The 13505-nt window shown below is 52.5% G+C and carries 8 protein-coding genes; 5 read left to right on the forward strand and 3 right to left on the reverse strand.

The window, feature by feature from the left end:
* The first annotated feature begins 316 nt into the window (after window positions 1-316).
* Window positions 317-2563, forward strand: a complete 2247-nt coding sequence (locus tag WN56_RS05940; RefSeq protein WP_046074138.1) for a CehA/McbA family metallohydrolase — start codon at window positions 317-319, stop codon at window positions 2561-2563.
* A 130-nt stretch (window positions 2564-2693) separates the two neighbouring features.
* Here the strand turns inward: WN56_RS05940 and WN56_RS05945 are convergent, their stop codons facing one another.
* Complete coding sequence (locus WN56_RS05945; protein ID WP_046074139.1) at window positions 2694-4304, reverse strand: methyl-accepting chemotaxis protein; 1611 nt, start codon at window positions 4302-4304, stop codon at window positions 2694-2696.
* 247 nt (window positions 4305-4551) lie between these two features.
* Between WN56_RS05945 and recB the strand changes: the two genes are divergently transcribed.
* A complete protein-coding gene (gene recB / locus WN56_RS05950) occupies window positions 4552-8145 on the forward strand; it encodes an exodeoxyribonuclease V subunit beta (protein ID WP_046074140.1) in 3594 nt (1197 codons plus the stop codon).
* Window positions 8142-9980, forward strand: coding sequence for an exodeoxyribonuclease V subunit alpha (gene recD / locus WN56_RS05955; protein ID WP_046074141.1), 1839 nt, complete (start codon window positions 8142-8144; stop codon window positions 9978-9980). The genes recB and recD overlap by 4 nt, the downstream gene beginning before the upstream one ends.
* A gap of 15 nt (window positions 9981-9995) precedes the next feature.
* Here the strand turns inward: recD and argA are convergent, their stop codons facing one another.
* Window positions 9996-11321: an amino-acid N-acetyltransferase gene (gene argA, locus WN56_RS05960; protein WP_046074142.1), complete on the reverse strand. Its 1326-nt coding sequence runs from the start codon at window positions 11319-11321 to the stop codon at window positions 9996-9998.
* A gap of 252 nt (window positions 11322-11573) precedes the next feature.
* Here argA and WN56_RS05965 point away from each other — a divergent pair, with 252 nt between their 5' ends.
* The gene (locus tag WN56_RS05965) at window positions 11574-11930 is read left to right on the forward strand and encodes a DUF2850 domain-containing protein (protein ID WP_046074143.1); all 357 of its coding nucleotides are present in this window, start codon (window positions 11574-11576) and stop codon (window positions 11928-11930) included.
* 30 nt (window positions 11931-11960) lie between these two features.
* Here the strand turns inward: WN56_RS05965 and WN56_RS05970 are convergent, their stop codons facing one another.
* Window positions 11961-12185 (reverse strand): hypothetical protein, encoded by a 225-nt coding sequence (locus WN56_RS05970; protein ID WP_046074144.1) that lies wholly within the window; start codon window positions 12183-12185, stop codon window positions 11961-11963.
* Window positions 12186-12420: 235 nt separating this feature from the next.
* Between WN56_RS05970 and mltA the strand changes: the two genes are divergently transcribed.
* A complete protein-coding gene (gene mltA, locus WN56_RS05975) occupies window positions 12421-13500 on the forward strand; it encodes a murein transglycosylase A (protein ID WP_082084424.1) in 1080 nt (359 codons plus the stop codon).
* The last annotated feature ends 5 nt before the right edge of the window (window positions 13501-13505 follow it).

The raw sequence follows: 13505 nt of genomic DNA on the forward strand, positions 1-13505 counted from the left end.
GAGGTGCGTCAATACGTCGGCGTTTAGTGCGACAATTGTTATCAATTTGTTGGTCAAAGATTGCGCGACTTGCGCCTCGTTAGGGGTCAATCTATTTGGGGTCTAAATATTTTTTAAACGATCATTTGAATAGTGGGTTTCAGAAAAAGTTATCATAATATCAGTATCTTGTGGTTTTTTAAATTGTTAGTGGACGTATTAAATGTGTGGTTTTGTAGGGTTTTTACGATGTTTTTTATTTGAACGTGTAATTAACTTAACGCACAATGTCATCGAAAATTCACATAACAAACCATGAAAAAAAGGAAGTGCCTTCATGCATAAATTCTCAAAAAGCGCAGTGGCAACCTTAGTCTCTGGCCTTTTGTTGGGTGCCTCAGCGCACGCCGACGTCAGCATTACTCAAGGTAAGACTGCAATCCCAGATGGCGAGGCAACGCATGCCCAAGACATCACGGTAAAAAATGAGCATGTCGCGTTCGCATTGGCGGTTGAGTCTGCGCCACCATGGGGCGTGCCACGTGGTACCTTGGTGGACCTCGCGGCGGTGAAAAATGGCAAAATTGATCTAGACCGAGTCGCTTTTGCAGATTTCATCCCTAATAGCTGGTCGGCTTGGCCGAACGATCGTAAGTCGATTGACATTGTGGAAGACAGCGATGAAAAAGCGGTGATCAAAGTGAGCCGTAACTTCGACAAGGTCGACATTACCACTTGGTACACCTTGGAAGCGGGCTCTGATTCGATTGGACTCAAAACCGTGATGAGCAACCAAGGCGAAGACGACCTTGAGCTAGAATCAGGCCACACGATTTGGCCGGATACGGGCTATCAGTTCGCGGTACCAGGTCTTGAAGGCAATGAAGAAGCGATGGCCGATAATGCCCTAGCCGATCGCATGGTGGCGTATGACCGTGATTGGGCGTTCGCACTGCATGCGCCTTATTTTGATCGCATCAAATATAACGGCCGCGATATGTATTTGGGTCACACGCTTAAAGCGGGCGAGACCCGTACCTTTGACTCTAAGCTCCAGGTTGTTCCCAACGGCGATATGGCACCGATTGTCAAAGCGGAAGCTGAGCGTCATGGCGAAGCGACGGGCACCATTAGCGGCCAATTGCGCGCTGACAACGGTAACGTGCCAGCCGATGCGATTGTGATGATTGAAAAAGACGGTCACCCTTACGCGTGGACCCTTGCCAAAGAGGGTCAATACAACATGGCATTGCCAGAAGGTAAGTACCAAGTGTATGGCACGGCAACAGGACATGCGAATAGCCAACCGCAATCTATTACCGTGAGTGCTGACAGTGAACAAACATTGGACTTCACATCGCTGAAAAGCCCAGCGACGCTTGCACTTAACGTGGAAGAAGCGGCCTCTGGTGTCGCCAAAGACGCGCGTGTGACTATCATTGAAGGCCAAGCGCCACCGGTTGAATTTTTGGGTAAGCGTACCTTCTTCACTGATTTGCTGCCTGCCGGCCATGCCGAGCTAAAACTGGCACCGGGTGAATACAAGTTAGGCATTAACGCCGGTGCGGGCTTTACTGCAGAATCACAAACTTTGGATGTAACGCTCGAGTCGGGCAAAACCAACCAACAAGTGGTGAAAGTGCCTCAGGTGACTTTCCCTAACCGTAACCATTGGTATGGCGCTGACTTGCACCACCACGGCAATGTGCTGGAAGGGGTAACACCTCCAGAAATCGTGGTGCGTGCTCAGTTGGCAACTGACTTGGATCTGACCTTTATCAGTGATCATGACTCCACCATTAATCACAAAGTGTTTGCTGACCTATCAGCAAAACGTGGCGTACCTTTCATTCCATCGATTGAGATCTCGCCATCGTGGGGACACATGAACCCATTCCCCATCGACAATGGCGCCGCGCTGACGGTCGATCCGGGTACTGATGACGTGCACACCTTGATTGATGCTGCGCATGAGATGGGCGCAGAAGTGGTGCCGATGAACCACCCATATAACGATTATGGCTACTTCACCAATATCGCTAAGGATGCGGTGCCGGGTGGTAAGACCGATCGTTTCGACCTGATGGAGCTCAACGCACGTGTCGATAACGAGCCGACCCTTGAAAAAGCGCACAAGCTTTGGGATCAAGGCGAAGCCATGTACCTCACAGCCGGTACCGATACTCATGATGCGTGGAACCAGCTTACCGGTCGTATTCGTATGATGGCCAATGTTGATGGTGAGCTAACGCCTCTTGCCTTTGCCAAAGCGTTGAAAGCAGGTCACGGCTATGCCACTCAGGGGCCCATTCTGTACCCACAAAACATCATGTTTGGTGAAACCGCCAAGGCTGGTGATAAATGGGATATCAATGTAGTCGCCGCTGATGGTCTCAAAGAAGTGCGCTTAATCGGTCAAGGTGGTGAGGTGCTAAACAGCATCACCATTAACCCCGAAGAGAGTACACAGCGCCTTGAGCTATCACTGCCTATTCCTGCGGATGCAGAAGGTTGGATCAACCTAGAAGTGGAAGACAAAGACGGCAGCACGGCATGGACCAACCCAGTTTGGCTTCAGTCGTAAGCGTTACGTCTCAATCAATGAACCAAGGCCAGCCATGCTGGCCTTTTTAATGTTCGCTTTTTAGGGAGTCATCGCTCACCGCCAAGGATCGCCAAGTCGCCTTGGTGATCCTTTCACTGTTAGGGCTTTATCAGTGTGAAAATAGCGAGAGACCTTGCTTTACACGCTGGCTGAGTGACAGTGCTTTATCGGTCAGTTCACGGGTATCATCGCTGGCTTGGGCATTTTGATGAGACACTTCGGTGATAGCTGCTAGGTTCTTGGCCACTTCCTCGGCGGCAGCTGCTTGCTGAGTGGTTGAAGTCGCCACTTGGCCATTCAAAGCGGCGAGCTCTTGAACCTGAGTTTGCAACGCGGCCATATCACGACGCGCCGCTTGTGCGTCATTGACACATGTTTGTGTTTGTTGTTGACCATCCGCCATGCTGCTGACTGCATTGTCGGCCCGAGCTTGCAGCGTGCCGACAATATCACTGATGCGTGTGGTCGACTCTTGCGTGGATTGCGCTAATTGGCGAACCTCATCGGCAACCACTGCAAATCCACGTCCCGCTTCACCCGCTCGTGCTGCCTCAATCGCTGCGTTAAGGGCAAGTAGGTTGGTTTGCTCGGAAATGGTGTTAATGACGGTAGTCACATCACTGATTTGTTGGGTGGAGTCGGCGAGTTCACGTAAGATCTCAGACGTATCGTCGACGCGTTGCTGCACGGTTTCCATCGCGCTGGTAGCGCGTTGCAAACTGCCATCGACATCGTTGATGAGCTGTGTGGCGCTATCGGTTTGAGAAGCATTCGACTCGGTAAGGTATTGCACGTCACGTACGGCGGTAGAAAGCTCTTCGACGGCACTTGCCACAGAGTCGAGAGTGCGATTTTGTTCTTCAACCGCACGAGCGGTGCTGGCAGCCAGGCTTGCGACTTCTTCACTACCTTGATGCTGCTCGCTTACATTGGTACCTACCTGCGAGATCAGCCGCTGCAGCGCATCCAAAGCTTGGTTGGTATGCTGACTCATGCCGCTAATCTCATCGCGACCATACACGGTCGCGCGTTGAGTAAGATCGCCCTCAGCGAGTGAGGATATGACATGGCGCAGCGCCATGAGCGGTGTCAGCATCGCTCGGGAAAGGGCACTGGCAAGTACAATCATCACCGCGCTAATCAGGGCTGTCACTCCTGCTGCGTTGAGCGCTTGCTGCCACGCCTGTGCGCGTAGGTCATCCAAGTAGAACCCTGAACCTACCATCAAATCCCAAGGACCAAAACGCTTCACCACACTGAGCTTTTCTACCGCTTGATGACTACCGGGCTTTTGAAATGTATACCGCGCGATCCCCCCATTAGCTTGATTAGCGGCCTGGGTCAGGGCGGGTAAAATCGATTGGCCATCGGCATCAACAATTTGCCGCGTGTTTTTGCCTACTGCACTTTCGGCACCAGCAATCATCACATTATTGCGATCGACGATAAAAAAGTAGCCGGCTTGGCCATATTTGAGTGCGCTGACAGCATGAAGAACGGATTCGGGGGGCGTGTCTTGGTTGGGGTATTGTCGGTGCATAGCATCAAGATAGTGCCATGCCATATCGACCTTTTTGTGCATCTGGGCGATGCGCTCTTGCTTGATGGCCTCAAAATGGGAAAAAGAAAGGTAAGCGGCCAAACTGACGAGACTTAATACGGCTAAGCCAACTAAAAGTAAGAGCTTATTACGCACCGAGAGTCGGTGGATGAGTGGCATGGTGATACTCCCTGTATGAGTTTTATATGAGTGATAGTTATAAGCAGTCCATTATTAATAGAATTAAAACTAAATATCAAGTAATGATAATGAGTATTAATATCATTTGAGGGGTGTGAGCATGAATAACAGTCAATGAGTCGGGCAGGAAAATCTTAGCGAGCTCAGCACGGTTGTCTCGGCCTGAATATGTTTTCCCCCAAGGGGTTGCTACAATAGCGAGCAGACTAGGCGATGAAATAATGATATGGAACCGCAGATCCTCAATCCGCTCACCTTGCCACTTGATGGCGTCCGATTAATCGAAGCCTCCGCTGGCACCGGCAAGACGTTTACCATTGCTGGCTTGTACCTGCGATTGTTACTTGGGCATGGCCGCGCAGCGCCGTGTCGGGTCGAGCAAATACTGGTGGTGACTTTTACCGAAGCGGCAACCCAAGAGCTGAAAGACCGTATTCGGCGTCGCATTCATGAGGCGCGTTTTGCCTTTATGCGCGGTGAGAGTGGCGATCCTATCATTGGCCCTTTGCTGGCAGAGGTAAGCGATCATAAAACCGCGGCGCAGCGACTGTTAGAGGCCGAGCGTCAGATGGACGAAGCGGCTATCTATACCATTCACGGTTTTTGTCAGCGGATGCTGACCCAAAATGCGTTTGAATCGGGTAGCCTGTTCAGTCATGAATTTGTCACCGATGAGCGACAGATCAAAGCGCGCGCGGCGGCCGATTTTTGGCGTCGTCGTTTTTATCCGCTGCCTAAATCGTTAGCCGGTGTGGTGAGTAGCTACTGGCCCGCACCGGAGGCCTTATTAAAAGAGATTGCGCCCTATTTATCCGGACCGGCTGTCACGGTTAAGGCGCCTGATCTCGGCGAAGATCTCATGGCGGCACACCAAGCGGCGATTGCCAAGATTGATGCGGTGAAGCGCGCATGGCGCGAGGCGGGGGAACAGATCACCGACCAGCTCAGCGCCGCCAAGCTCGATGGCCGCAGTTATCGCAAAGACCATCTGGCGAACTGGCTGAATGCGATGGAACAGTGGGCCAATGCCGAGACGCTTGATTACCAATTGCCCGACAAATTGGAAAAATTCGCCCAACAGACATTAGCGGCTAAGAGTAAAGCTGAGCCACCGAGTCTGGCGCTATTTGATCAAATTCAGGCATTGGTTGATCAGCCGCCGACGTTAAAACCGGGATTGACCGCACTGGCGATTAAAGAAGTGCGGCAGCTGCTCCGCCAAGAAAAACGTCGCCAAGGGTGGCTCTCATTTGACGATCTCCTTTCTCAACTTGCCAGCGCACTTGACCAAGATAGCCAAGGCCAGTTGGCGGCGCGTATTCGCAGCTTATATCCGGTGGCAATGATTGATGAATTCCAAGACACCGACCCGCTGCAATATCAGATTTTTAGCACTGTCTATCAGCCGCCAGTGGCGGACGATGCCCCTGTATTCGCAGACGCCGAGACAGACACAGGGGAAGAGGATGAGCGCACCGGTTTAATGATGATTGGCGACCCTAAGCAGGCGATTTATGCCTTTCGTGGCGCCGATATCTTCACCTATATTCATGCCCGTGCGCAGGTGAGTGATCACTATAACCTTGCCACTAACTGGCGCTCGACAGATGGTATGGTGCGCGGGGTCAATGCCTTGTTCTCACGCGCTAAGGCGCCGTTCGTTTATCAAGACAGCATTCCCTTTTTAGCGGTGGCCTCTTCGCCTAGCGCCAAACAAAAAGCGCTGGTGGTGGAGGGAAACGAGCAGCCCGCGCTCACCTTTTGGCATCACAGCCCGGATGAATTGTGTGGCAAGCAAGATTTTGAACAGACCTTAGCGGTGAGTACCGCACAGCATATAACGCAAGTGCTCAATCAATCGGTGGCGGGCAATAGTTATCTACAAACGCCTTCCGGCCAAGCCGACATTCAGCCGCACAATATCGCTGTGTTGGTGCGCACCGGACGCGAGGCACAGCTGGTCAAGCAAGCGCTGGCCGAAAAAGGCGTGGCGTCTGTGTATCTTTCTAACCGTGATAACGTGTTCGCCAGCCCCGTCGCCAGTGATATTGAACGCATTTTAGTGGCGGTCATGCAGCCTGAAAACGAGCGTAAGTTGCGGGCGGCGCTAGCCAGCCCTTTATTTGGCCTGACTGCCGAGCAGCTGGCGTTACTCAATCAAGACGAAGCCTTGTGGGAGCAAGAGGTGGTGGCCTTTAGCCATTACCGTGACACTTGGCAGCGCCGTGGCGTGATGCCGATGCTTCGCCAAGTCGCCAGTGCCCGCCAAGTGGCAGAAAACTGGTTGGCGATGCCGCAAGGCGAGCGCTGTGTGACCGACTTTTTGCATATCGCGGAGTTGCTGCAAAGTGCCAGCCAGCAATTGGACAACCCACACGCGCTGATCCGCTGGCTACAAGAGCGAATGGCCGAGCCGGCTCAACAATCGGAAGAGCAGCAGGTGCGGTTGGAGTCGGAGCGTGATTTGGTGCAAATCGTCACCATCCATAAATCGAAAGGCTTGGAATACGATCTGGTTTACTTGCCGTTTGCTTGTCAGTATCGCGAAAGCAGCCAACCGTTTTATCACGATGAACAGTATCAGCCAGTGCTGGCGCTGGATAATGTCGATGAAGGCAAAGAGCGGGCTGAAAAAGAGCGGCTGGCTGAAGATATCCGCTTGCTGTACGTGGCGGTGACCCGTGCCGTGTATGGGTGTTTTATCGGCTGTGCACCTCTTAAACAAGGTAACAGTCGTCAAAAAGACTCGGCCTTGCACCTAACGGCCCTCGGTTATTTGCTCCAGCATGGAGAAGCCGGTGATGCTAGCCTGCTGGCCGAGAGTTTGGCTGGATTAGCAAGCGCGAGCGATGCGGTGGCTGTGGTCGCCCCACCTGAGCCGGATGATAGCCGTTATGCCCCTCAAACAGGCTCCCACGAGGCGCTAAGCGCGCGTCAGTTTGGCGGCAAGATTGACCGTCAGTGGCGCTTAACCAGTTACTCAGGGCTGCTAAAACAAAGCCATCACATCAGTGCCTTGCCAACATTGGCCAGTTATGACTTGGACGCGGACGATGATCTCGCTGACGAGGAGACGGCGGATGTGGCGGTGGATCCTTGGTCGGTTTTTGCGTTTCCCAAAGGCGCGCGAGCCGGTACCTTTTTACACACCCTATTTGAAGAAGTGGACTTTACCGCCGATTTGATGAGTGAAGAAATCGCTGAGCTTATTACCCATCATCTTAGCTTGGAAAACTATGACCCACAGTGGTGCCCGATATTGCAGCAGTGGATGACACAAGTATTGAAACACCCGCTCAATGAGCACGGGTTGATGCTCAACCAAATTGATAATGCCAGTCGATTAACGGAGATGGAGTTCGTGATGCCTTTGGCCGCACTGGACTGCCAGCGACTGAACCGACTCGCCGCACGGTATGATGCATTGTCTGCCCGCGCTGGCCAGCTCACCTTTGACACGGCGCGCGGGATGCTAAAAGGCTTTATCGATTTAACCTTCCGCGCCGATGGCAAGTATTACGTGCTGGATTGGAAGTCGAACCATTTGGGGGATAGCGTGGCCGATTACCATCCTGAGGCGCTCAAAGAGGCGATGATCGCGCACCGATACGACTTTCAGTACCAAATCTATACCTTGGCGCTGCACCGCTTTTTGCGCCAGCGGATCCCAGATTATGACTACGACACCCATGTGGGGGGCGTGTTTTATTTCTTTTTACGGGGCGCCAGCGATAGCGGCGAGACCGGCGTATTCGCGCACCGTCCCGATAAGGCACTGATTGACGCCTTGGACAAACTCTTTGCTGGAGAGTCGGTATGAAGCAAGCATTAATGGCACTTTACCAGCGTGGGGAATTGCGGGCGATTGATGTGCAATTTGCTTGTTTGATGGGTGAAGAAGAAACTCAGTTAGACAAGGCCGCTATCACAGTATGGGCGGCACTGTTGAGTCGCGAAGTGGGCAAAGGCCATGTCTGCCTTGACTTGCACCAGTGGCAGCCACCCAGCGATGTCGCGTGGCAGCCCTTGCTGGAACATATTGATAGCCAAGCGCCAAGCGAGCAATTGGCGCAGGCCGCAGTCGTGTCCGATGGGATGCAGTCAACGCCCTTGGTGCTTGCCGGGCATCGATTGTATTTGCATCGCTACTGGCATGCCGAGCAGCAAGTGGCGGGGCATATTCGCCAGCGTCTCACGGCGCTATCGGTACCGGATGAGGCTAGACAAACCCTAGATAGCTTATTTGCCGCCTCACAGGCGGAGATTGATTGGCAAAAAGTGGCGGCAGCCACCGCGTTGACCCAGCCGTTTGCGGTGATTTCGGGAGGGCCGGGCACGGGTAAAACCACCACTGTTGCCCGTTTGTTGGCGGCGCTGGTGGCGTCGCACCACGCTGAACGCGCAACGTCTGCAGCGCTCACCATCAAACTGGTCGCTCCGACCGGTAAAGCCGCTAACCGATTGACTGAATCACTAGGGCGGGCGATTGCCGCTTTGCCTGTTGATCATGACGTAAAAGCGGCGCTGCCGACCCAAGCCAGTACCATTCACCGATTATTAGGGGCGATTCCGCAGCGGGTGGCGTTTCGCCATCATAAAAATAACCCCGTGCATGCGGATGTGTTGATTGTCGATGAAGCCTCGATGGTGGACTTGCCCTTGATGGCACAGCTGTTCGATGCCTTGGCGCCCTCAACACGCATTATTTTGCTGGGGGATAAAGATCAGCTTGCCTCTGTGGAAGCGGGGGCGGTGCTAGGGGATATTTGTCAGTACGCCGAGGCGGGCTATCCAGCGGCGCAGGCGGCGCGTTTAAGCCAGTTAACAGGCTTTGACGTACCCGAAAACCCACATGCGCCAGCGATCGCCAGTGCCCTTTGTCTGCTGCGAAAAAGTTATCGCTTTGATGCCCAATCCGGCATTGGCCAGCTCGCCTTTGCGGTGAACCGAGGAGAAATGGCTGAGGTGGGGGCGGTGTTAAAACGCGGCTATAGCGATATTGCCCACCATGTGTTGAGTGATGACAGCTATCAGGCCCTGATGCAACAAGCGGTGACAGGATATCGCGATTACTTAATCACACTCGATAATGCAACGCTCGAAACCCCGTCATCAATGGCGGACGTGCTGAGTGCCTTTAGCCAATTTCGTTTGTTATGCGCATTGACTGAAGGTCCATTTGGCGTCGCAGGGCTCAACCAAGCCATTGAGCAGCACTTGGCGTCGGCAGGGCTGATCGCCAAAGAGCGTGACACCTGGTATCACGGCCGACCAATCATGATTTTGCAAAACGATCATGCTCTGGGGTTGTATAACGGTGATATTGGGATTGCGGTACAACACGCGGGGATCACCCGGGTGGCATTTGAAACCCACGATGGCGAGGTGCGCTATTTGCTTGCCAGCCGTCTGCCCGCCCATCAAACTGCGTTTGCGATGACGGTGCATAAATCACAGGGTTCGGAGTTTGCGCACACAGTGCTGGTGTGTCCGCCCACTATTTCACCGGTGATCACCCGCGAGCTGATTTACACCGGCATCACGCGGGCGAAGCGCCAGCTTGATCTTTACGCGTCTTGGCCGGTGCTGCGCCACGGTGTGGGCGCACGCACCGCCCGGTATAGTGGTTTGCCGGATGCTTTGATAGCGCCTTGATTGTAGCGAGATACGCTAAAGCGCTAAAGTCAGCACCTTAGAGCGCCGCTGATAGTTGTACAGCTCTTGGCGAGTGTTAGGGAGTGCTGACACATCAGAGAGCAAAAAGCCTTGTTCCAAAAACCAATGCAGACTGTGGGTGGTGAGCACAAAAATGGTTTCGAGCCCTTTGGCTTTGGCGCGTTGTTTGAGGTGATTGAGGAGCATGACGCCGCGGTCGCCATCACGGTAGTCTGGATGAATGGCGACGCACGCCATCTCGCCGGTGCGCGCTTCACTAAATGGGTAGAGGGCAGCGCAGCCTATCACTAATCCATCGCGTTCGATGATGGTAAAGCGGGGGATTTCTTGCTCCAATTGTTCTCGCGAGCGGCGCACTAGGATCCCTTGTTGCTCCAAAGGTCGGATCAAATCCAAGATCCCACCGATATCGTCAATCTGGGCTTGGCGCACTTTTTCGGCACGCTCCATCACGATCTGGGTGCCGATCCCTTCAATCGAGAACAGCTCTTGGATCAAGGCGCCGTCTTTTTTATAGCTGATCAAATGGCTACGCGTAACCCCCGCCCGGCACGCGGCAATCGCGCCTCGTAAAAAGCGACTGGTGCCAGAGCCGGTATCGCCAGCGGCTTCTCTGGCTTCTAAAAGCGGTTGGGCTTGGGTGGGCAGTAACTCAGAAATCACCTCATTGTCTTGGTTTAAGACCCCTTGCTCGGAGCAAAAGCCAATCAACTTATCTGCGCGTAATCGAATCGCGACTTGAGTCGCCACTTCTTCGGAGGTGAGGTTAAAGCATTCCCCCGTCACTGAGCTGGCTACCGGCCCCATTAGCACAATCGCGTTTTGATCGAGCTGGCGCTGAATGCCGTCAATGTCGATGCGGCGAATTTTGCCACTATGGCAGTAATCAATGCCCTCGTCGACGCCCAACGGTTGAGCAATAACAAAATTGCCACTGATCACATTAATTTGAGCGCCCGCCATGGGTGTATTGTTGAGCCCCATGGATAAACGCGCCGTAATGTCGAGCTGCACTTGGCCGGCGGCTTGTTTGACCACTTCAAGCGCGTGGCTGTCGGTGATGCGTATTCCTTTGTGATACGGTGTTTCCAGTCCGTACTGGTTTAAGGTGCGATTGATTTGCGGGCGGGCGCCGAAGACCAATACCAGCTTCATGCCTAGGCTATTGAGTAGAGCGATATCATTGACGATATTTTGAAAGTTCTCATCCGCCATGGCCTCGCCGCCAAGCATGATCACCGCGGTTTTATCTCGGTGAGCATTGACATACGGCGCCGATTGGCGAAATCCTTTAACCAGGGCGGTACTTCTTATTTTCACGCGCTCATCCGTTTAATTATTCACTAATATCGCCTTTTTATTCTTTTTGTTCGGTGCGTGTCAACCCCCAAGCAAGTAGATAATTGCAGAGGAGAGGCAAGGATGTACTCTGCATCGTGATGTTTTTTGCACTACGTTTATCATTATTCGCGCAATGTTTGGGAACTATCTCTCAAGATTCGCAAGTGGTTTATCAATGTGGGTCAGTTAGTTCGTTAAAATCACAATAAAACCAATAAGTGAGGTTGTAGCGTGCGGTTAACCAAACAATTTATCATGCTGGTGATTGTTCTCGTACTGGGCTGGGTGAGTTTTACCGTGGCCACCCGCCCAGAGCTGTTTGCACCACATATGACAGACAAACAGCTTTATGGCGAATGGGTAGAACAAGATGTGGCCCCTTATGCAGCCGACCGATTTGAAATACGTCCTGATGGTGTCTACACCAATGGGAGTCGCGCCACCACTGAGTACCAGTTTGATGGTGATCAGCTTAAATACACGATAGGAACGGAAACCTACCTGTATCGGGTTGAAGACGCAAAGACGCTCGAGCGTATTGAACCTGCTCACTACACATCTTTTTTTGCTAAAGATAAACGCTCATAAGAGGAAGTGTTATCCCCAATGCGACCTGGATCAGTAGTGCTGTGATTCCAACGTGGTGAGCAGCTCGTTGACCGAGCACTGTTTCGTCGCCACCTTTCGCAAGAGATCGGCGGTTTGCGCATCACCACCTAGACAACGCTGAATACTGGCATTAATCACCTGGCGTGTGCAGCCTTCGCTGGCCATCATCCGGATCCATTGGTACTCCACTGCATCACTATCAAGTAGCGTTGAACGCCCAACTTTTAAATCCATCGCTGCTTTACTCCTTTATGTTGCACTTTCTATGCAGTTTTGTTGCAAGGACAGTACATAATAATTATATGACACTTTGATGAATGTCGCCTTGGTAAAGGGAGTAAGCTGAATAGGGTCACAATAAATCTGTATTGGTTTGCAGACAGTTACAAACTTAACGTTGAGAACTGATTGCGAAGCGGGGCGGTTTTTGCGAGCCTTAGCGCTATTAACTCACTGATTGGAATATGGTGTGAAAAAAGCGTTAGTCGTGATGGCGTGTGTGGCGGCACTCGCAGGGTGTATGCGTCCCACTGACCGGGGCCAACAATATGTGGATGGGCGATTTGAATCGATACTCACCCCGGTACCACAAGTGGTCTCTGAAAGCCCGCGAGACTTTAGTTTATTCAATGAGCAATTGGCGGAGGTGACTGCCAACTCACCCTCGTTAGTGGCGGAGCATCAAGCGGTTTATCAGCGTTTGCAAGCCTGGTTGGACGCGGGAGGCGAGATTGAGGCACTTGCGGATTATGGCTTAGGGGTGAACCAAATGGCAGGGGGAGATGATTTTGGTAACGTGATGTTTACCGGTTATTTCTCTCCTGTGATAGAGATGCGTCACCAACCGGATGCCCTGTTCCGCTATCCTGTCTACGCCAAGCCCCCTTGTGGTGAGGACTGTCCAGACCGTGCTGCTATCTATGCTGGGGCGTTGGATGGGAAGGGCTTAGAGCTGGGCTACAGCGCCTCCCTTATCGATAGTTTTATTATGGAAGTACAAGGCAGCGGCTTTGTGCATTTTGGCGATAACGACCAACTGGAGTATTTTGCCTACGGTGGCAAGAATGGTCACCCTTATGTCAGCATTGGAAAAGTACTGATCGAGAGGGGGGAAGTGTCGCGCGAAGAAATGTCGCTGAAAGCGATCCAAGAGTGGGTGGCTGCCCACAGTAAAGATGAAGTGCGTGAATTACTCGAGCAAAATCCCTCTTATGTTTTCTTTACCCCTAAGGCAGCTGATCCTGTCAGTGGTACGGCAGGTATTCCATTGAAAGCCGGGGCGTCAGTGGCGGCGGATAGACGTTATTTACCCATGGGCTCTGTGTTACTGGCTGAAGTGCCTCAGTTGGATGAGCAAGGCAAATGGACGGGCGAGCATGTATTAAAGCTTCTGATGGCATTGGATACTGGTGGCGCGGTGAAAGAGAATCATCTGGACTTGTATCATGGTATGGGCCGTAAAGCAGGCGAGCAAGCCGGGCATTACAAGCACTTTGGTCGGGTTTGGAAACTGGACGCCTTAGCGCCACAAATGGTGAGCCAGCCATAATAACG

Origin of the sequence: Salinivibrio sp. KP-1 (assembly GCF_000968645.1) — a bacterium.
Lineage (GTDB): Bacteria > Pseudomonadota > Gammaproteobacteria > Enterobacterales > Vibrionaceae > Salinivibrio > Salinivibrio siamensis.

Bases quoted from the DNA above. Each gene is read 5' to 3' on its own strand.
- WN56_RS05940 (WP_046074138.1), top strand. From the start codon at position 317: ATGCATAAATTCTCAAAAAGCGCAGTGGCAACCTTAGTCTCTGGCCTT.
- WN56_RS05945 (WP_046074139.1), bottom strand. From the start codon at position 4,304: ATGCCACTCATCCACCGACTCTCGGTGCGTAATAAGCTCTTACTTTTA.
- recB (WP_046074140.1), top strand. From the start codon at position 4,552: ATGGAACCGCAGATCCTCAATCCGCTCACCTTGCCACTTGATGGCGTC.
- recD (WP_046074141.1), top strand. From the start codon at position 8,142: ATGAAGCAAGCATTAATGGCACTTTACCAGCGTGGGGAATTGCGGGCG.
- WN56_RS05970 (WP_046074144.1), bottom strand. From the start codon at position 12,185: ATGGATTTAAAAGTTGGGCGTTCAACGCTACTTGATAGTGATGCAGTG.